At 40.0% G+C, this 19,277-nt stretch carries 19 protein-coding genes; 7 read left to right on the forward strand and 12 right to left on the reverse strand.

Going from position 1 to position 19,277, the window contains the following annotated elements:
• Positions 1–2 precede the first annotated feature (2 nt).
• Positions 3–824 (forward strand): CPBP family intramembrane glutamic endopeptidase, encoded by an 822-nt coding sequence (locus tag ACOAOT_RS19250; protein ID WP_420218447.1) that lies wholly within the window; start codon positions 3–5, stop codon positions 822–824.
• Between the two features lie 52 nt (positions 825–876).
• On the opposite strand, the gene ACOAOT_RS19255 is transcribed toward ACOAOT_RS19250, so the two are convergent.
• The 5 genes from ACOAOT_RS19255 to pdxR form a co-directional block, all read right to left on the reverse strand.
• Complete coding sequence (locus ACOAOT_RS19255; protein ID WP_420218449.1) at positions 877–2,661, reverse strand: collagen-binding domain-containing protein; 1,785 nt, start codon at positions 2,659–2,661, stop codon at positions 877–879.
• A gap of 116 nt (positions 2,662–2,777) precedes the next feature.
• Positions 2,778–2,951, reverse strand: coding sequence for a hypothetical protein (locus tag ACOAOT_RS19260; protein ID WP_420218450.1), 174 nt, complete (start codon positions 2,949–2,951; stop codon positions 2,778–2,780).
• A 177-nt stretch (positions 2,952–3,128) separates the two neighbouring features.
• A complete protein-coding gene (locus ACOAOT_RS19265; RefSeq protein WP_420218451.1) occupies positions 3,129–4,505 on the reverse strand; it encodes a DEAD/DEAH box helicase in 1,377 nt (458 codons plus the stop codon).
• Between the two features lie 42 nt (positions 4,506–4,547).
• Positions 4,548–4,709, reverse strand: coding sequence for a hypothetical protein (locus ACOAOT_RS19270; RefSeq protein WP_170072144.1), 162 nt, complete (start codon positions 4,707–4,709; stop codon positions 4,548–4,550).
• Positions 4,710–4,867: 158 nt separating this feature from the next.
• Positions 4,868–6,283 (reverse strand): MocR-like pyridoxine biosynthesis transcription factor PdxR, encoded by a 1,416-nt coding sequence (gene pdxR, locus ACOAOT_RS19275; RefSeq protein WP_420218452.1) that lies wholly within the window; start codon positions 6,281–6,283, stop codon positions 4,868–4,870.
• A 116-nt stretch (positions 6,284–6,399) separates the two neighbouring features.
• Between pdxR and ACOAOT_RS19280 the strand changes: the two genes are divergently transcribed.
• On the forward strand, positions 6,400–6,768 hold the full coding sequence (locus ACOAOT_RS19280; RefSeq protein WP_420218453.1) for a pyridoxamine 5'-phosphate oxidase family protein: 369 nt from the start codon (positions 6,400–6,402) through the stop codon (positions 6,766–6,768).
• Between the two features lie 121 nt (positions 6,769–6,889).
• Here ACOAOT_RS19280 and ACOAOT_RS19285 read toward each other — a convergent pair whose 3' ends face one another.
• From ACOAOT_RS19285 to ACOAOT_RS19300, 4 genes are all read right to left on the reverse strand, one after another.
• Positions 6,890–8,146 (reverse strand): MFS transporter, encoded by a 1,257-nt coding sequence (locus ACOAOT_RS19285; RefSeq protein WP_420218454.1) that lies wholly within the window; start codon positions 8,144–8,146, stop codon positions 6,890–6,892.
• Positions 8,147–8,171: 25 nt separating this feature from the next.
• The gene (locus tag ACOAOT_RS19290) at positions 8,172–9,110 is read right to left on the reverse strand and encodes a GNAT family N-acetyltransferase (protein ID WP_420218455.1); all 939 of its coding nucleotides are present in this window, start codon (positions 9,108–9,110) and stop codon (positions 8,172–8,174) included.
• A 198-nt stretch (positions 9,111–9,308) separates the two neighbouring features.
• Positions 9,309–9,662, reverse strand: a complete 354-nt coding sequence (locus ACOAOT_RS19295) for a DUF2085 domain-containing protein (RefSeq protein WP_420218456.1) — start codon at positions 9,660–9,662, stop codon at positions 9,309–9,311.
• A gap of 20 nt (positions 9,663–9,682) precedes the next feature.
• Positions 9,683–9,970, reverse strand: a complete 288-nt coding sequence (locus tag ACOAOT_RS19300; RefSeq protein WP_170822874.1) for a zinc-ribbon domain-containing protein — start codon at positions 9,968–9,970, stop codon at positions 9,683–9,685.
• A 437-nt stretch (positions 9,971–10,407) separates the two neighbouring features.
• Between ACOAOT_RS19300 and ACOAOT_RS19305 the strand changes: the two genes are divergently transcribed.
• The gene (locus ACOAOT_RS19305; protein ID WP_420218457.1) at positions 10,408–12,330 is read left to right on the forward strand and encodes a heavy metal translocating P-type ATPase; all 1,923 of its coding nucleotides are present in this window, start codon (positions 10,408–10,410) and stop codon (positions 12,328–12,330) included.
• An 80-nt stretch (positions 12,331–12,410) separates the two neighbouring features.
• Entirely contained in the window at positions 12,411–13,004 is a 594-nt protein-coding gene (locus ACOAOT_RS19310; protein ID WP_420218458.1) for a methyltransferase family protein, read from the forward strand.
• Between the two features lie 7 nt (positions 13,005–13,011).
• Here the strand turns inward: ACOAOT_RS19310 and ACOAOT_RS19315 are convergent, their stop codons facing one another.
• On the reverse strand, positions 13,012–13,983 hold the full coding sequence (locus ACOAOT_RS19315) for a hypothetical protein (protein ID WP_420218459.1): 972 nt from the start codon (positions 13,981–13,983) through the stop codon (positions 13,012–13,014).
• A gap of 138 nt (positions 13,984–14,121) precedes the next feature.
• Between ACOAOT_RS19315 and ACOAOT_RS19320 the strand changes: the two genes are divergently transcribed.
• The 3 genes from ACOAOT_RS19320 (at position 14,122) to ACOAOT_RS19330 (ending at position 17,085) form a co-directional block, all read left to right on the forward strand.
• Complete coding sequence (locus tag ACOAOT_RS19320; protein ID WP_420218460.1) at positions 14,122–14,904, forward strand: EFR1 family ferrodoxin; 783 nt, start codon at positions 14,122–14,124, stop codon at positions 14,902–14,904.
• Positions 14,905–15,040: 136 nt separating this feature from the next.
• Positions 15,041–15,403: a BlaI/MecI/CopY family transcriptional regulator gene (locus ACOAOT_RS19325; RefSeq protein ID WP_420218461.1), complete on the forward strand. Its 363-nt coding sequence runs from the start codon at positions 15,041–15,043 to the stop codon at positions 15,401–15,403.
• A gap of 2 nt (positions 15,404–15,405) precedes the next feature.
• The gene (locus ACOAOT_RS19330; protein ID WP_420218462.1) at positions 15,406–17,085 is read left to right on the forward strand and encodes a M56 family metallopeptidase; all 1,680 of its coding nucleotides are present in this window, start codon (positions 15,406–15,408) and stop codon (positions 17,083–17,085) included.
• 376 nt (positions 17,086–17,461) lie between these two features.
• On the opposite strand, the gene ACOAOT_RS19335 is transcribed toward ACOAOT_RS19330, so the two are convergent.
• Complete coding sequence (locus ACOAOT_RS19335) at positions 17,462–17,722, reverse strand: type II toxin-antitoxin system prevent-host-death family antitoxin (protein WP_420218463.1); 261 nt, start codon at positions 17,720–17,722, stop codon at positions 17,462–17,464.
• 165 nt (positions 17,723–17,887) lie between these two features.
• The gene (locus ACOAOT_RS19340; RefSeq protein ID WP_420218464.1) at positions 17,888–19,270 is read right to left on the reverse strand and encodes an amidohydrolase family protein; all 1,383 of its coding nucleotides are present in this window, start codon (positions 19,268–19,270) and stop codon (positions 17,888–17,890) included.
• Positions 19,271–19,277: the final 7 nt, after the last annotated feature.

Genomic DNA, 19,277 nt, shown 5'->3' on the forward strand with positions numbered 1-19,277 from the left:
TTATGCCAAAGCCATGTTCCAATCATATGAACGGGTATATGAAACATCTATTATGTTTTGTTATAAGTACTTATCTGGTTACATGGGTCTTATGGCTTGCGTCCTTTCAGATTAGTGGTTTCTTTCGTATAATAGGCTCCTTTGTTCCTTCTGCCATGGGAATAGTATTTATTTATGGTAAAAGCAGAAAAGAAGGATTAAAGACATTATTTAATAGTCTTAAGCGCTATCGGGTAAAATGGTATGTTTATTTTTTCGTTATGTTATATACTATTTTTTCCTTACTGGTTCCTCATTTATTAGCTGGTGTATTTAAATATTCAGTGCCATTCCAGGTTAAAAGGAGTATTGGTATTTTTAATATCTCTGATCCAATCTCAGCTTCTGTCTGTTTTCTGGCAATTTTAACAGCCGGCGGACCGCTGGGCGAAGAATTTGGCTGGAGAGGTTTTCTGCTTCCTGAGCTGGAAAAAAAGCTGTCTCCGTGTAATTCTGGTATTGTAGTCGGAATTGTCTGGGCATGCTGGCATTTACCTATGTTTTTATTTCATGTGGATGGTTATCAGATATCGTTTTTACTGTATTTAATTCAGACAATTTCTTTAAGCATAATCTGCACTTGGATATACCATGCTTCAGGAAAGAGTATGCTGATGATTCTTTTGTTTCATACAGTAGATAATTTTGTCTGCTCCATCGCTTATCAGGCATTGTTAAATGGGAAAAATATCTACACAGCTTTTTACTGGATTATCCAGATAATATTGTTAATTTACATTGTAATGGATCTGAGAAGGTATAATAAATCTGACCATGTTTATTAAAAACTAAAAAGCAGCCGCAATTGGGTAATACCGCTTGCGACTGCTTTTCATATTAATCAATGGTAAAACTGGCTACACCAATGTTATTCAGCGTGATAATAGGCTTACACCAGAATGTGTTCCAGCAGTTCTCACACATCCTTACTTTTAGTATATAGCAGCCATCATAGGGAGCCGCAAATTCAAAGCAGCCACAACCACAGATCTTAATACAGAACATCATTGTATCAACATCATTGACCCTCTTATATAATTTTACCTCCCAATCATGGAAATCACCGCACCCACAGCCCCAGATACAACCGGCAATAATTCCCGGTTTAATCAGGCATTCCTGGCAAACTGGACATGGCTCTGGTTTTGGACATTTCGGGCATACCGGGCATACCGGACAGGTTGGGCAGGGCTCTGGTTTCGGACATTCCGGGCACACCGGACATGTTGGACACGGCTCCGGTTTCGGGCATGCCGGGCAGGTCGGACATGGCTCAGGCTTCGGACACGCCGGACAAGTCGGACAGGGTTCGGGCTTCGGGCACACCGGACAGGTCGGGCACGGCTGAGGTTTGGGACATGCCGGGCAGGGTTCGGGTTTCGGGCACACTGGACAAGCAGGGCATGGTTCCGGCTTGGGGCAAGGCGGCGGAGTCGGGCATGTCGGGCATGGTGGCGGGGTCGGACATGGCTCAGGTGTGGGACATGGCGGCGGGGTCGGACATGGTGCAGGTGCAGGCGGTGCCGGACAAGTCGGACATACCACAGGCTGCTCCTCATTTCCCGGTGATACCTCTGGCACTTCTGGTGCCGGAACCTGGCACATTACACCTCCCACAAAGGGGTAATAATGGAATTCAAAGCCGCTGGCCGCATTGACTGCAAATGATCCCAAAGCCGCGTTACCGCTTACATGACCGCCAGTGGGATGGGCATGGAACATTGCCTGGGGTGCCAGTATACTTCCCCAGATATCGGAGGATTTTTCCATATAAATATTTGTGGCATCCTCAAATACATACAAAGTCCGGTTGGCTTTGCTTTCTTCTCCATAGAGACCATATTGCAGGTGAGCATCAGGGCCCGTTCTCAGCCTTACGATGACATTACTTCCTTGGGGAACTTCTGCACGGATCCCTTTGTTAACCAGACCATTTGGTCTTACATCAATCAGGAATACATTTTGTACAGGATCATTTCCCCTTAATATCCATTCGTAATTATTATCTACTACAGTTCCGGTTGGTGTTAAATTATCAATACAGTTTTTATAATATCCAATTCCGTTCTTTGCATCCTGAAAGAATTTTGATACGTCTGCATGTATTCTGCCTGCAGGTATATATCTTGGAACATCATAGCTGGAAATTAAATAATGATTTCCTTTGTCTGATGGTGTCCAATACTGACTTCCGCCATTGGCCTGATATAAAGTCGCCAGCTCTTTTGCCTGATCCGCCTTTCCACTTTTTCCAATTAAGTATGTGCTTCCCTTGCCTGCACGGAAGCCGCCGCCGACAACCGTATGACCTACAATCACCAGTGGCTCACTCATTGCCACATTACCGCCAACGAGAAAACGCACCAGATCCGGTGAGTAATTGGCATCTCTGCTGCCCTTATCTCTGGAAAAACCAGCGCTGAAACCTCTTGGGCTGTAAAAACTTCCTCCAATGGCCACAGGTCCTTCCACGTCAACAATGTTATTGGCATCATTAAATACAATAACATTTAATTTGGAGGCTGGACCAAAGGGCTGACCTTCTATATCATACCAGTTTATATTATCATAGGGTAATCCAGCACTCGCTAATGCTCCACTACTATAACTACTACCATCCATATAAACTCCTGTAAACTGCTCCGATTGCATTTTTATTCTCAGTTCATTTTATTCTTATGGATATGGTTCTGTGCGGTTTTTCGTGTTATTAAATATATTTTCAATCAATCTTTTACCTATTTTTTAATTGCTTTTATAACAAACGTAACCGGGAGCATACTGGCTTTCTTCGCAAAACTGTTGTCCTTTGATTTTATTATGTCCGCATCAGATTCTTCAATCAACTGTTCAATGATAAATCCGGCCCGTGCCATTGCATTGATGTAAGTTGATAATTTACGGTCTGACAATGACAGCACGCCCTCCTCTTCCATAGACGAGCAGATCAGCTTGGCTGTGAGATTACATTGAATGGGATACTGTATATGATGGGATCAGCTTTGTCTATCTTCCCCCCTATATCTGATCATGTTCTTTAGCAAAAAGAGGTATTGAGATTTTCACATCAATCTCAATACCGCTCTTTTTTATTTGCTGCTTTTTCTTTTTGTTGAAAAACTATTATAACTCTTTTTCTCTTTTAACGTCCCATCCGCTGTCATCCGATATTTTTTCTTTGTGGCTGATGCCTTTTTTCCCGTTCCGGGCTGGTGTGATTCTTTTCTTGATGTTGCGTTGGATTTCTGTGAGGATGGATGGCTTTTTGCCTTTTCTGTACGTCCTGTATCTCTTTTCGGCTGAGTAGTTTTTATAGCCGGAAAGTTGTTTTTTAATGGATAGGGATGATCACTCACCTCTGTTAATTTTTTTCCAATTAACCGCTCAATATCTTTCAGCTGCTCTTTTTCATCAAAATCGCAAAAGGATATTGCTGTTCCGGAAAGACCTGCTCTGCCTGTACGCCCAATCCGGTGTACATATGTCTCAGGTGTATCCGGCAAGTCAAAGTTTATGACATGGGTTAATTCATCAATGTCGATTCCTCTTGCTGCAATATCTGTAGCTAGCAGAATCCGCAGTGATTTGTCTTTAAAGCAGCTTAGTGCACGCTGACGTGCTCCCTGTGATTTATCTCCGTGAATCGCCTGCGCCGATACGTTACTCCTTGCCAATTGTTTGATCAGACGATCCGCACCATGCTTTGTACGTACAAATACCAGGACAGAAACAATCTCCTTATTTTCCAGTATGTGCAAAAGCAAATCTTTTTTACTGCTTTTATCCGTATAATAGAGATACTGGTTAATGGTATCCACGGTTGAAGATACCGGGGTTATTTTTATTTCCGCTGGATTTTTAAGAATCGTACCTGCCAGTCTGGCAATGTCCGGTGGCATCGTCGCGGAAAAAAGTAAGGTCTGCTTCTTTGGAGGCGTTTTTGCTATGATTTTTTTCACATCATTTATAAATCCCATATCCAGCATTCGGTCAGCTTCGTCCAGGATCAGTATTTTTAAATGATCTATATTGATAAGCTTCTGATCCATGAGTGCCAGCAGTCTGCCCGGAGTTGCCACAAGAATATCAACTCCCTGTTTTAACTCTTCTTCCTGGGGTTTTTGGGATACTCCACCAAAGACCACACAGCTTTTTAAATTGGCAAACTGTCCGTAGGTCTGAAAACTCTCATAAATCTGAAGAGCCAGTTCTCTGGTTGGTGTTATGACAAGCGCCCTAATATTTTGTTTTGAAGTACGAGGGGCATTTTCCTTGCTTAAGAGCTGAAGGGTTGGTATGGCAAATGCGGCCGTCTTTCCAGTACCTGTCTGGGCACAGCCCAATAAATCCCTGCCTTCCAATATAACGGGTATTGCTTTTTCCTGAATCGGTGTGGGAGTTTCGTAATTCTCTTTTTCCAGTGCCCTAATAATATCAGGCATAATCTTTAAATCTTTAAACTGCATGCATTCTCCTCTAGAATCTGTATTGTCTGTCCTAATTCACTTTTACTGTGAAATTTTATGCGTTCTTGTAAATTCAATTCCTATATTCTTATTCCTCTTTTCAACTTTACCACAACCAATTTTCTTTTCAGCCTGTAAAAAAGCACCCTTGGATTTCTTCTCTTCCAGTAATTTTTTCATCTTTTCTATATCTTTCATTGACATCTCGTATTCCTCCAATCATTTATTGATCTATTATCTTTCAAAGGTAAAGGCTCTATTCTTCAAGAATAGAGCCTCTAAAAACGTTTGAAAATAGTTACCTATCTATGGTGTCAGTATACAGAAAAAGTGACTGTTTGTCAAGAATACAGGCTAATTAGTCAATATATGGTATTATTCCACGCCTTTGATAATTGCTCTACTCCTTTGGTCAGTTGTTTTTCTGATACATATCCAAAGCTTAACAAAACCATATTATTAGAATAACAATGAACATCATGCCAAAATATTGATACGGGATAAACCAATACGCCATATTCCTTTGCACGTCCAATCATTTCTTTTTCCGTTAATCCTTGTGTGGATTCAAGCAAAATATGCAAGCCTGCGTGTTTACCATGAATCACTACCTTATCACTCATTAATCCATGAATCAAACGTATGAGCAGATCATGCTTACGTTTATTTATAACACATAGCTTACGCAAATGACTTTCAAAATGTCCAGAGCTAATAAATTCATAGAGAATTCGCTGTTGAATTATGGATACAGGGGATTGATATAATTTAAACTCTTCATTATAACATTTCAGCCATTTTTGAGGCAATACCATATAGCTGACCCGTAAACTTGGTGATAAAGACTTGGACATGGTTCCAATGTATATAACATTATCATTTCCGGAAACACTGCTGATTGATGGAATAGGTCTTGAATTGTAACGTAATTCACTGTCATAATCATCTTCAATAATTATTCCATTGTTTTTCGCAGCCCACTCCAGTAAAAGCAATCTCTTTTGTATGGGCATAACTGCACCTGTTGGAAATTGATGGGATGGTGTAACATAAATTACCTGAGCTGAGATCTTTTCTAACTCCGTTACATTTACCCCATCTTTTTCAACGCTTACAGAGACCGTATTAAATCCATTATGCTCAAAAATCTCTCTTGCGCCAAAATAGCCAGGCTCTTCAAAAGCAATTTCACTGTAAGTATTCCGAAACAGCTGACTTAATAAAGATAATGCAGACTCTAAACCGGAGCATAAAATAATCTGCTCTGCACTGCAGGTAACCCCTCTGGACTTCCTTAAATATTCTGCCAGTTTTTTTCTTAACTGCAGTTCACCCTTTGGATCACTGTACATTATCATATCTTCTGCATTTAATGATGCCAACGCTTTCATTGAAACTTTCCGCCATATATTTTGTGGGAAATCCTGTGGACTTAAGTGTCCATATTGAAAATTACAGATAATATTTTCCTGTAATTCTCTTCCTTTCTGCTCTGTTGGAAACTCAACATTCTTTCTGTCATTACCCAGGGAAAATATATTATGAATGTCCTGCACATAAAATCCGCTTCCAACTCTGCTTTCAACATATCCTTCTGAAGAAAGCTGCAGGTAAGCCTTTTCTACCGTATTTCTGCCAACTGCAAGTGATTCTGCAAGATAGCGGGTAGATACTAATTTTGAACCCTCAGGCAGCTCCCCTCTTATGATTTCATCTCTAAGCTGTTCATAAATTTGTATATATTTAGGAGTTTGTACATTGTTATTTAATATTATCATATTCTCCTCCAACTGTATCCTACAAATAGTTCATAATTGGTTCTTCCATACATGCCAGTTAAATAATATACTTATATTGCAAATATGTCAATTTACAAAACTACAGGAGGTTTCATATGTCCAACGAAAAATTATATGAGGTTATTAAACACGAAGGTGTAGTATCAATTGTATCCAGCGGAAATGACGAACCACATGTCGTTAATACGTGGAATTCATATGTTGTCATAGAAAACAACAAAATGCTTATCCCTGCTGCCGGGATGCGCAAAACCCAAAAGAACATAGAACATAATAACCGAGTATTGGTCACATTAGGAAGCAAAGAAGTAATGGGGCACAAACATATGGGGGCAGGATTTCTAATCAATGGAACTGCAGATTTTCTGGAATCTGGCTCAGAATTTGATATGATGAAAGAGAAATTTCCATTTCTAAGCAGAGTTCTGGAAATTACAATTGAGACAGTTAAACAAACAATTTAAACCTGAAAAACTATAATTAACAGCTTTTCCGGGAGTTTTAAAGGGGCGTCAGTTGCAGTCGCAGATTTAAGCCTTTAAAACTCCCATTTTTTGTACCAGGCATATTTTTATGGAGACTATATCACTCTTGTGCAAATTCAGGATCGCAGATTTTACCAACTATGATTATTGCTATGGTATAGATCGTAAATGTAAATACAAATGGTAAACGGCGGTCTATACTGGACAGCCAGCCTGCCAGGTAACCAAAAGGAGAAGCAAATGCAATGGTAAAGGACATAATAAGAGCATTAATACGAGCCCGTTCATTAGGATTGATGTTTAGCTGAAGCAAGGCATCTTTTCGCGGCATTACAAGTCCGCCTGCCACCGCCCCAACAAAAACATAGACGATAATAAACGGCATACTGCTGCCAATAGGAGTCAGGATCAGAAGAACTGAGCACGCGGCATATAATACAAGACCGATCCACATTGGTATCCGAAATTTCACGGATTCCAAACGGTGCTGTACACCAATCATAAAAATCAGCATTACAGCGGCATTTAAAATAGGGAAAAAAGCAAGATAACGGTCTGCAATTTCCAGCCTTTGCGTCACATACAGGCTAAAGAAGCTGGTGTTTACCAGATTTGCTATATGCAATATTACACAGACAATCAACACTTTCACAATCTCTTTATTCATCAGTACTTTTGGTATTAAGTCCTTATATTCATAAATCATATGAAAGACAGAGGTGTTTTTGGTTTCAGCCATACGGATCTTCCCCTGCCGGGTTTCTTTACAATACCGGAACGTAATAATCACTTTAATCAGCATATTCACAGCAAAAACAACATATAGAACGCGTACAACCGGAACCACGGAAAAGGTATTGATCAGCAATCCAGAAATTGGTGCAAAAAAGATTGCAATCAGACCGCCAATATTTACCCATGTATAGATTCCGATTAAATCCCTGGAGTCTGCATCCTCTATCAGCAGACAGTACCATGCAGTCTGGTTAATCTGTTCAAAACTGTTAAATAAAACTGCTGCTAAAAAGAACCAGAAATTACCAGAAACAGCCCATATGAGGCAGGCAACACCCCAGCCAAAGAAATCTCCCATCATGGTTGTGAATTTACGTCCCAGCTTATCAGTGAGGATACCTCCAATAAAAGAAAAAAGCACCTGAACAACCATGGAAACCGATAAAATCAAACCAATCTGAACATCTGTTATTCCCTGCGTGTACATATATAATGTGGCAAAAGGTGCAATCAAATTATAGGGAATTCCCCAGAGTGGTTCCATTAAAATCAGAGTCTTTGGATTTCCCTTGTTGTTCTTTAACAATTCAATCAGTGGATGCTTTAACAACGAATTCTTCATTTTGTGATGGTTTCCTTCTTCACATTTACTTTAACTCAAAATAATCCATAACCGATGTTTCCTGAAATCCGCAGGATTTGTACAAGTTGAGAGCCGTTCCATTTTCCGCAGCTACCTGAAGCATCACCTCTGTGGCTTTTGCATCTTTCAGCTTTTCTACCCCAAAAGTGAGAACTGCCCTTCCAAACCCGTTACCCCTAAACTCAGGCAATACACCAAGCCCATAGATTCCACCAATGCCACTATCAGACATCTGAAGATTTACCTTCCCAATTATTCTTTCTTCCTTTTCAGCAATATAGATTGTCATGCCTCGTTTTTCTTCCTCTTCGGGCAGAAGAATACCATTATCTTTAGAATCCTCATTTTCTTCTTCCCAATCATCACCAAAATAAATCATGTTTTGCCGGCTTATCTCCGAAGCGTCTGCATTGACAGCTTTTCTGAATGTGATACCAGAAGGCTGCTGTTTTTCCAACGTCTCATAAAATTTATGATTCAGATACATTTCAAATTCGGAAAATTTATAAACAGCACTGATCTTTTTTAAAAACCCCTGACCGGAAATGGATTTTTTATCACACAAGGCCAAAATTCCTTCTGCATTTCTTGTTCTACATTCTGCAATGACCAGTTCCATCAGTTTTGAAAAAATCCCCTGACGTCTGTACTCCGGGTGTACCATTCCGGTAATCTCCAATGGCTGAGAGATTCCTCCAAAACCGCATATCCCCATATAGCCGATTAATTCTTCACCGTTAAAGTACATGAATTCATTTATATCAGAAATTGGGGTATCCGCCGTTCTGTTTTGAGCATCACTCAGTTTATAGTCCAGCTCAAGCTTCAGAGTGATTTGATCGTTCTGGGCACATTGTATTTCAAGCATATGAATCAATTCATAATCTTTTTGGTCAAGATTACTTTTTAACTTCAAATAGGCTCCTTCTACTGTTTTCATCATATATCATTCTCCCTTAAAATTTAGATATCATATCGTGACTCATTGACAGAGTTTCTTTTGTCATACAAAAAGGCAGAACCAAACGCCAAACGGATGAATTTCATTGACGAGTCGCCATAAACAGCTCTCCTCACCAAGTTTTACTTCATCTTCTTTGTGTCTGCTCCTGCCTTTTTTATTTTGCCAGATTTAACTGATTCACTTAGCCATATGATATCCAAACCAATATGTAGCAATTATACTTGCCAGAAACAGATGAAAAAGTCCATATCCAAAAAACAGGCCGGTTAAAAACCTCCTGATATTGGTGCTTTCATATGTAGTCAGTAACTGAATACCACCGTCAAGTATCATGGGAATCAAGAAAATCAAAGCATATAAAATTGGTGGGTGATACATGGCATAGGTAATTCCCAATAACAGGATCCCCACCAATTCACCGGTACATCTTGCACAAATAGGAAATTGCTTTCCATTCAGAAAAAATGAACGTTCCGCCCTGCAATGGCAGCCAAAGAAAATTGGGAGCCATCGATAGAAAAAACCACTCATAACAAGTAGGGCCGCCGGATTTAATAACCCGCCATAGCACCCAGAAGTCCCAGTCCAAACATTAATGCATAAAAAAGAATCATGCAAACAACGCTAATTAATGCGCCAATACCTGCTGCTTTCGCAGTCTTTGGTTTTGAATCTTTCCAAACCAGAAACAGAATTAATCCTACTAATGGAATACAGCAGCCTAAAAGTCCCCACCCAAAACCGCCATTATCAACCACTTGAGGAGTCTGTGCCACACCACAGTGTGGACAGATGGCTGCTTTGTCATCAATCTCTTTTGAACAATTTTTACAATACATCTCTTGTATCCTCCACTTTTATATAATAATAATTCAAAATTAGAAGCAAATTTTATTTCTTCTAATAAAATAAAATATACCATATTTTGACATATTATTCCATAATGTTTTGCATGATTACAAAAAAACGTCACAATTACTATTGTTCTGACATTTTCTACCACTAATCTGCAACATACCGTAACATTTTTCCGATTGTAAATATTTGAAACCAATTATTATCTTAACATTACCAGTACTTTTCTGCTTTATGAAAGTCAGATACACCTCATAATAATACTGGAACATATTAAAAGTAAAACCATATATTTATAATTTTTTTTAATATATTCGATTTTCATATTGACAGTTGAACATATATTCAATTATAATACAATTGAAGGATCATTCAACAGTTAATATTTGCTTTAGCGATAAAAGGAAGGAAGGTTAATAATATGGCACACAATCATGAACATTCCCACAGCCATTCCCATGATCATACACACGAGCATGAAGGTGGAGACTTAAACAAGAGAAAAATTATACAGCTGATATCAGGTATCATTCTGTTTGCAGCGGGTCTGGTACTGAAAAAAGTTTTCCCAGATGAAGTCACATATCACTTTGCTATATTTGGACTTAGCTATTTAATCCTTGGCGGAGAGGTTGTCTGGCAGGCGTTTAAAAATATTACCAAAGGCCAGATTTTTGACGAAAACTTTTTGATGAGTGTTGCAACAATCGGTGCATTTGCAATCGGTGATTTCCCAGAGGGCGTTGCAGTAATGCTTTTTTATCAGATCGGTGAGTATTTTCAGGATGCCGCAGTGCAAAAGTCAAAAAAATCCATTACTTCACTTATGGATATCCGTCCCGATTACGCCAATTTAAAGCGGGGAAATGATACAGAAAAGGTTGCACCTGACACGGTTAAAATTGGTGATATCATTTTGATTCGCCCAGGTGAAAAGATTCCATTAGACGGATCGGTATTAGATGGAGAATCCATGCTGGACACCAGCGCACTAACCGGGGAATCGGTTCCCCGTTCTGTAAAAGCCGGGGAAGCGGTGCTGGCAGGCTGCATTAATCAAAGCGGTGTACTGACGGTGGAGGTAACCCGGGAATTTGGTGAATCAACTGTAGCAAAAATTATTGATCTGGTAGAGAATGCCAGCAGCAAAAAAGCACCCTCTGAAAACTTTATTACAACTTTTTCACGTTACTATACGCCGGTTGTGGTGGGTCTTGCACTTCTGCTGGCGGTCATTCCTCCGTTGTTCTTTGGCGGCACCTGGACGGAATGGATTAACCGCGGACTCATCTTCCTTGTAATCTCCTGCCCCTGTGCACTGGTTATTTCAATCCCGCTTGGTTTTTTCGGGGGAATCGGAGCTGCTTCCAAACGGGGCATCCTGGTAAAGGGCAGCAACTATCTGGAGGCGCTTAACAGTCTGGATACTGTTGTCTTTGATAAAACTGGTACACTTACCAAAGGTGTTTTCGAAGTCACAGGCCTGTACCCTGCCGGTGAAACGACGAAAGAGCAGCTGTTGGAATACGCAGCAAAAGCCGAAAGCTTTTCCAACCACCCCATTGCACGTTCCATTATGAAAGCATATGGCGGTGATATAGAAAAGGAGGATCTTCGTGATTATGAAGAAATTTCCGGCCATGGCATCCGTGTCACATCTGATAAATCGGTGATTCTTGCTGGAAATGATAAACTGATGAAGCGTGAAAACATTGATTTCCAGCAAAATGATGAAATTGGTACGAAGGTGTATGTGGCGGTAAATGGAATCTTTGCCGGAGCAATTGTTATTGCCGACGAAATCAAGGCCGACAGCCGTTCGGCAATTGCACGCCTTAAGGAAGCCGGAGTAAGAAAGACTGTCATGCTGACTGGAGATAATGTACAGATTGCTGAGGCCATTGCAAATGAGCTGGGTCTTAGTGAGGTCCATGCCCAACTGCTTCCTGATCAAAAAGTGGAACAGGTTGAAATTTTAGATAAAAACAAACCTGCAAGAGGCAAGCTGGCTTTTGTAGGAGACGGCATTAACGATGCACCAGTCCTGGCGCGTGCGGATATCGGCATTGCCATGGGCGGTCTGGGCTCGGATGCTGCCATTGAAGCGGCAGACGTAGTGTTAATGACGGATGAACCCACAAAGCTTGTGGAAGCCATTGCAATTGCACGCAAAACAAAACGGATCGTATGGCAGAATATTGGGTTTGCACTTGGAGTAAAAGGCATCATCCTCTTGTTTGGCGCCTTCGGTATTGCCACTATGTGGGAAGCGGTTTTCGCAGATGTGGGCGTATCACTGATTGCCATTCTCAACGCTATGCGGGTGCTGCGGACAAAAGAGTAATTTCTCAGGAGGTGCTATTCATAGCACCTCCTGAATAAATCTGCTGAGAGGTTTAAATATCTATTAGAAAGGGTGACAATATGGATCAATTTAATATGCCAGGTTTCATTGTATTGGTCTCGTTCTATGGTAGTTACTTATGTAAACAAATTTTATTAAAAAAGAGGGGCATTTATACAAACCGGCTGGGCCGCGGCAATAAACCTGCACGTACATTCAAAATTGAAACATCTCTTAAGCTAGCAACGTTTTCCATGGCAGCAGTACAAATACTCAGCCTGTTTGTGATAAAAGAAGGGAGTCTTATCCTGTCACAGCCGGCCATTCGTTTTGCCGGTATCAGTATTGCATTTCTTGGAACAGGAGTATTTATTACAGCAATGGCATGCATGAAGACCAGCTGGCGAGCGGGTGTAGATACAACTCAGAAGACTATACTTATAAAAAGCGGAATTTATCACATCAGCCGGAATCCTGCATTTCTGGGATTTGATTTATTCTATATTGGTTTTGCCCTTGGTTTTTCCAACCCACTTCAGATAATATTCACGCTGTTGTGCGTAGTAATTCTTCATCTGCAGATTCTGGAGGAGGAGCGTTTTCTTCCTGCTGTTTTCGGTTTGGCTTATGAGGAATATAAAAAAACCACTCCGAGGTATTTTTTATTCTTATAAGAAGGAATCATTTCTTATATTCATCTATAACCTGCGTAAAGAACGAAACAATATCCGCGTTTATTTCAGGTGTGGTTCCATGCCCAACACCATGATACGTATTGAACCGGGCACGAATGTTTTGACTTTCATATAGATTCTGACATTTTTCCCACCTGACACTCATGTCTTCCCCCAGGACCTTAATAATCAACTCACGTTCCAAGGGAGAAAAAGCATCATCAAAGGGAAGTGTGTCATTTTCATCGTCTGCTCCCATGTAATAGTACTGGGGGACTGATGCAAATGCGGATGGATTGAAGTCCAGATCCGCAATTTGCTTTATGTCTGAAATACCTACCGGATAAACAAGCTCATTGCCCTTTATATTTTTCACAGGTAGAATTGCCATACCATTAATGCCACCGGCCGCAACCGCCGCAACTCGTTGGGGATATAGGGCTGTAAAACGGTTTACAAAGCTTCCTGATGCCGAAAAACCATTAAGTAAAACCTTATCTTTTATATGAATATTATGGGCATCAAGATACATTTTAGCGTCATCGATCATGAAATTTAACTGTTTGTCAATCCGTACTAACGGATATTTATCGCACAAAAGAGTATCTCTATCCAGGGCATGAGTATAGATTTGCCAATCCTCTTTTGGTCTGTCAAAGCATGGTATAAGCAAGGGGATTCCCAGTTTTCGGGCAATTTGATGGGACTGACCAAAACGGAGGGTATCATAAGCCGCTTTCTTATGCTTTTTATGTCTGTCATCAACGAATCCCGTATTATTAGGTTCTACCAGTAAAAATGTAGAGTCGGACACTTTTAGTGTATCAGGTATAAACAAATAGTACTCCGTATTAAATCCTTTATCAGATGCCGCTCCAACCTTAATAATTCTCCCGCCGACCCCTACAATTCTATATGCCAGAAACAGAGTTACAAGTAGAAATGATGCCGTTATAAATAAGATGTATTTTTTCTTCATCCATACCTCCCGATTTTTGAATTATTTTAATTAAATGTTCCAAAAAGCACTACTTGAACAATGTTTTGTTATTGCTTATTATATATTATATATCAACAATATTATGAAGACAAATGTTTATATGGAGGATTGAGGGTCATGAATACATATTTAAACGTAGTTTATTTTAGTGCTACAGGCGGCACTGCAAAAGTGGTAAAGGGAGTGGCTGAGGGAATTAGTAATGACTATCGGGAATACAATCTTACCTTACCTGCCATGAGAGAAAACAGTATCACCTTTGACTCTCATGATCTGGTAATAGTGGGTGTGCCTGTATATGCTGGCAGAGTGCCAAAGTTTTTAATTGATTTTTTCTCCAATGTAAAGGGAAATAATACGGCTGCAGTTTTTATTACCGTTTATGGAAATCGTAATTATGATGATGCTCTTCTTGAATTAAAGGATACCTTTGAGGCAAATGGTTTTATTGGAATATCGGCAGCTGCATTTATAGCAGAACATTCATATACTCCAAAGGTGGGAACAAACAGACCTGATGCACAGGACATAGAGGCGGCAAAAAAACTAGGTAATGATATTAAAAATAAGTTAGAAAGTTTTGATGATCTTCTGCAAATACCCAGACTTACTGTAAAAGGTAATACTCCATACAAGGAAAGAACCTCTGCCCCATCAATTGCTCCCGATACAAATGATGATTGTGTTAATTGCGGCATATGTGCAACAAATTGTCCAATGGGTGCAATCAGCAATGCTGATGTTAAAGATATTGATTCTACAAAGTGCATCCGCTGCTGCAGTTGTGTTAAAAAGTGTCCGGTAAATGCCAAATCGATTAACCATGAATTTTTTAATAAAATAACAAAGGGGTTAATTGATAACTTTAGCGTAATCAGGAAAGAACCTGAATATTTTTAATCCAGTGATTCTTCCGCTAAGTATTACATGCTTTTAGCCAAAATAGAAAAAATTACCACGCTAACAACGATTGACGTCTTTGTCTAATTGTGTTAGACTAAATTAGTCTAATAAGATTCGACAGGAGGATATTTCAGTGGAACAATATAAATTAGGTGAGATGGAACAGAAATTTGCTGACATTATCTGGGCAAATGAACCTGTCAGCTCCCGCAGGCTCACAGAACTATGTGAAAAAGAATTTGACTGGAAACGTACAACAACTTACACAATGCTAAAGCGGCTGTGTGAGCGTAAACTATTTGAAAATAATAACGGCACAGTCACTGCGCTGATGTCCAAAAATGAGTTTGGAGCGGCACAGGGCGAACAGTTTCTGTCCGAAGCTTTTGCTGGCTCGCTACCTCAGTTTTTGGCAGCATTTACCCGCAGGAAAAAACTGAATCCCAGAGAAATTGAGGAAATACAGAACCTGATTGATGGCTATAAGGAGGAGTAACAATGCTGGAACGAATATTTTTGCAACTTTTAAACATGAGCTTCACAGCAAGTATTGTCATTGCTTTTGTATTGGTTGCAAGAATTATTTTGCATAAAGCGCCAAAAGTATTTTCCTATATGCTGTGGTCGGTGGTTCTGTTCCGATTGATTTGTCCGTTTTCCTTTGAGAGCATTTTTAGTCTTCTGCCCACAAAGGCAAATCCGATCTCACAGGATATCCTCTATATGCAGACGCCAAATATTGATACTGGTATTGGGATAACTAATCAATCTGTTCCTGTGATTATTCCGGCCCCATTACCCCAAGCCAGCGCGAATCCATTACAGATCTGGATAGCCATCTTTAGTCATATCTGGGTACTTGGTGTTGCAGCGTTGCTGGTATATAGTCTTATTGCGCTCTTTCGTCTAAGAAAACAATTGCTGAATGCCACCCTGTATCAAAACAATATTTTTATTTCGTCCAGGATTGACACAGCCTTTGTCATGGGTATTTTTTACCCGAAGGTTTATCTTCCCTCTGATTTAAATGTTGCTGAACGAAGCTATATTCTGCTTCATGAACAAACACATATCAAGCGGCTTGACCACATTTTCAAGCTTATAAGCTTTTTGGTACTATGCGTCCATTGGTTTAACCCTTTTGCATGGATCGCATTTTTTCTTAGCGGCAGGGATATGGAGATGTCCTGCGATGAAGCAGTTATCAGACGGCTGGGTGATGAAGTTAAAAAAGATTATTCGGCCTCCCTTCTGACCCTTGCAACAGGCAGAAGAATTGTAAGCGGTACACCTCTTGCCTTTGGCGAAGGCGATACAAAAGGCAGAATTAAAAATGTGCTTAATTATAGAAAGCCCAGGGTTTGGGCTGTTTTAATTGCCTTACTAGCCGTTGTTTTTGTGGTTTTCGGCTTAACAACAAGTCCTAAGGATATGCCTGGCAAATCTATTGGTGTGAATGCAACCATTCTAAAGATTGACAAAACTAACCAGACTATTACAGTAAAGGGAAATGACAACAATAGTCCCATTGGTGATAACTGTATTGTCAGCTGGAAGGATGCGACCCTCCAGACAGTAATTAACAAAGAGGATCCAATAAAAATATCCATTGATGATTTCGCCATAGGTGACCACGTGGTGCTCTTTTTAGGTGAAATCCAGGAAAGCTATCCCACAAGGGCAGAAGCCACAACAATTCAGTTAGAGCCAAATGAAACATCAGTCACAGCATACCCGGTTCAGGATTTATGGAATGCACGTACGAAGTATGTGGGTGATAATTCCGCAGTTGGTAAGCTGATTGGATTGCTGCCAGTTCCAATGGGCATGCAATATGACCATTTTGAATTACAAACTTCCTCCTCCCCCTATAAGGTTGAACTTGTATATTCTGTTCCCACACAATCCCTTTCAGAATACGATAGTGAAAATTCAGCCGCATCCAATACGTTCCGGACAAACGCCCTTTACTTACTTGCTTTAATAGAAAATGCTGATGAAATTCAGGTAACTTTAACAGATGGCAGTCAGGAAATCGCGTTTACCAGCGATCGAGAATGGGCTGACCACGCTGTAGAAGGAGAAGTGAGTGACTATGGAAAGAGCCCCGAAAAATTACAGGAGCTGAAATCTCTGGCATGGAAGGTTTATTTTATATACGACTCGGGATCATCTTAGCGGAAAGCAGTAAGTTACCTTCCTGGTCTTATAAATTGGGTATAAAAATAGCAGCATATTTCAGCTGCTATTTTTGTTTCTTATAATTTGTTTATATACAATTCCATGTTATGAAAATATCCCACTATATATATAGAATTCATCACCTCATCAATTCGAAAAATAATGACATAATCATAGTGTGAAATTACTGCTTTACGATATCTTCTTGATTTCATAAAAAGATCTTCTGAGTAAGCATACATTTCAGGATTACATACTAAATTAGTGTATACATGCTCTATCTCTGTTAATAAATTCCCGGCTGCTTGTGGATTTTTCAACTTATTAATAATATAAATCAAGTAACTCTTCAGCTCTCTCGGTTATAATAAGTTTATATTGCATATTTCTCTCTTAATTTATCCAGAGATTCTCTTGCATCCTTCGTCTTTCCTGCTTCAATCTGTTTTTCAGAAAGCTCTAATTCACGATACATGTTTAATCTCCTGACTATACTTTCATACATGTCGATACTCATAATAACCATATCTCCATAACCATTTTTCGTTATAAAAATTGGTTCTTCTGCTACATGGCACATTTCTGAAATCTCTGATGTATTTTTTAAATCTTTAATCGGAATAATTTGTGGCATGATATCAACCTCCTTAAATTATGTACTAATTATACCATAATTATCCCATAGTAGCAACCGACAAATTATTGTAACATGGTTTAAATATAGAATTCGGGTTCATGAATGCAAGTGTTAAGCATGCAGTTCGGGGCAGTCGTATGGCCGCCCCGGATCGTCTATGTTTTATTTAGATTTTATTTTTAAATCACCAATCTTTGTAATAGCAATGGCATCGATCATACCATTTATAAACGTTCCTGAAATAGTGTAAGGTATTTTACCCATAGTTGTCTTCAAATCGCCTTTAAAAGTAATATTTCCATCTGCATCAATGGTTCCCCCTGAAAAAACATTATCATTTTTCATGAAGGATATAATGCCAGATAATGAAGCGCCCTCCATGTTCAGAACAATTTTACCAGGCATTTCACCCATTGGTGTGGATATTAAAACTTCATATTCATTCTCCATAACATCAGCGTCTTCTTTTATTACGCTCCGGGGCGTTGTAAGAACAATTTTTTGGGTATTATCATTCAGCGAATCGTGTATGGCATTTTCTCCTCCGCGGCGTTTTGTAGTATCAATTCCTAACAGCTTTCCAAGGTTACCACCGAAAATCTTACGTTTATCCTCATCGGAAAGTGGCAGGTATCCATATTTCCACTGCAATTCCTCAGGAATCTGAAAATCAAGCAGACCCAAAGAAGCTGCTCCGATTTGTGCACCGTAACCGGCACTGTCTGTTCCCCAGATAATTCTATCCGGACCAACAAAGCGGATTGCCTCTCCAAGAATATGTGCAAATTTGTACGGAGCAGTCAGCGCCCAGGGCACAAGCAGACTCAGGCACAAATAAACATTGGGATGTCCAAGTGCAACCATATTCAGTGCGTCAGAGTACGGATAACCCATATGGAATGCAACTATTTTCAGTCCTGGAAAATCCCGTGCTACATCATCAAGCTGGGTCGGATGGCAGTATTTGCTCTTACCAGGGGGAACCCAGGAAAATCCGGTATGCATACACAAAACAGCGCCCAGTTCTTCGGCCCGTTTGTAAAATGGCCATAGTTCGGGATCATTCATATATGTATCTTCAGGTGAATAATATTTAAAAATCTTTGCTCCCTTATCCATCCAGTATTCCATTTCCCATATGGCATTTTTAACGCCTCTCTGTTTAATGGGTGACAGATTTGGCTCAATAATGAAGCGATCGGGATGGGTCTGCACTGCCTTCCATGCATCACCATTTGTGCACCAGCGGCTGGAGTATCCTGTAGTATCCATCATGGATTCAGGCAGGAGACAAGCCACATCCACACCATACTTATCCATTGCCCGAATAATATTTTCAGGATCTGTACTTTTCGTCATTTCCCATGGTTCAATGGTATTTAAAAGAGACTCAGGCGCACACTGCAGTGTTGGACGCATAATTCCATCAATGGCACGCCACCACATCTGAACGCCGGGATAATGATTGACCGGCTCCATATCACCGATAATATGACATTCTGGATCAATTTTAAAAAAGCCATCTTCCCATACATTGTGATTCATAAGCGTA

Source organism: Lacrimispora struthionigena (assembly GCF_048627165.1).
In the GTDB taxonomy this organism is placed as follows: Bacteria; Bacillota; Clostridia; order Lachnospirales; family Lachnospiraceae; genus Lacrimispora.

Bases quoted from the DNA above. Each gene is read 5' to 3' on its own strand.
- ACOAOT_RS19250 (WP_420218447.1), top strand. From the start codon at position 3: ATGCCAAAGCCATGTTCCAATCATATGAACGGGTATATGAAACATCTA.
- ACOAOT_RS19255 (WP_420218449.1), bottom strand. From the start codon at position 2,661: ATGGATGGTAGTAGTTATAGTAGTGGAGCATTAGCGAGTGCTGGATTA.
- ACOAOT_RS19265 (WP_420218451.1), bottom strand. From the start codon at position 4,505: ATGCAGTTTAAAGATTTAAAGATTATGCCTGATATTATTAGGGCACTG.
- ACOAOT_RS19270 (WP_170072144.1), bottom strand. From the start codon at position 4,709: ATGTCAATGAAAGATATAGAAAAGATGAAAAAATTACTGGAAGAGAAG.
- pdxR (WP_420218452.1), bottom strand. From the start codon at position 6,283: ATGATAATATTAAATAACAATGTACAAACTCCTAAATATATACAAATT.
- ACOAOT_RS19280 (WP_420218453.1), top strand. From the start codon at position 6,400: ATGTCCAACGAAAAATTATATGAGGTTATTAAACACGAAGGTGTAGTA.
- ACOAOT_RS19285 (WP_420218454.1), bottom strand. From the start codon at position 8,146: ATGAAGAATTCGTTGTTAAAGCATCCACTGATTGAATTGTTAAAGAAC.
- ACOAOT_RS19290 (WP_420218455.1), bottom strand. From the start codon at position 9,110: ATGATGAAAACAGTAGAAGGAGCCTATTTGAAGTTAAAAAGTAATCTT.
- ACOAOT_RS19295 (WP_420218456.1), bottom strand. From the start codon at position 9,662: ATGAGTGGTTTTTTCTATCGATGGCTCCCAATTTTCTTTGGCTGCCAT.
- ACOAOT_RS19300 (WP_170822874.1), bottom strand. From the start codon at position 9,970: ATGTATTGTAAAAATTGTTCAAAAGAGATTGATGACAAAGCAGCCATC.
- ACOAOT_RS19305 (WP_420218457.1), top strand. From the start codon at position 10,408: ATGGCACACAATCATGAACATTCCCACAGCCATTCCCATGATCATACA.
- ACOAOT_RS19310 (WP_420218458.1), top strand. From the start codon at position 12,411: ATGGATCAATTTAATATGCCAGGTTTCATTGTATTGGTCTCGTTCTAT.
- ACOAOT_RS19315 (WP_420218459.1), bottom strand. From the start codon at position 13,983: ATGAAGAAAAAATACATCTTATTTATAACGGCATCATTTCTACTTGTA.
- ACOAOT_RS19320 (WP_420218460.1), top strand. From the start codon at position 14,122: ATGAATACATATTTAAACGTAGTTTATTTTAGTGCTACAGGCGGCACT.
- ACOAOT_RS19330 (WP_420218462.1), top strand. From the start codon at position 15,406: ATGCTGGAACGAATATTTTTGCAACTTTTAAACATGAGCTTCACAGCA.
- ACOAOT_RS19335 (WP_420218463.1), bottom strand. From the start codon at position 17,722: ATGCCACAAATTATTCCGATTAAAGATTTAAAAAATACATCAGAGATT.
- ACOAOT_RS19340 (WP_420218464.1), bottom strand. From the start codon at position 19,270: ATGAATCACAATGTATGGGAAGATGGCTTTTTTAAAATTGATCCAGAA.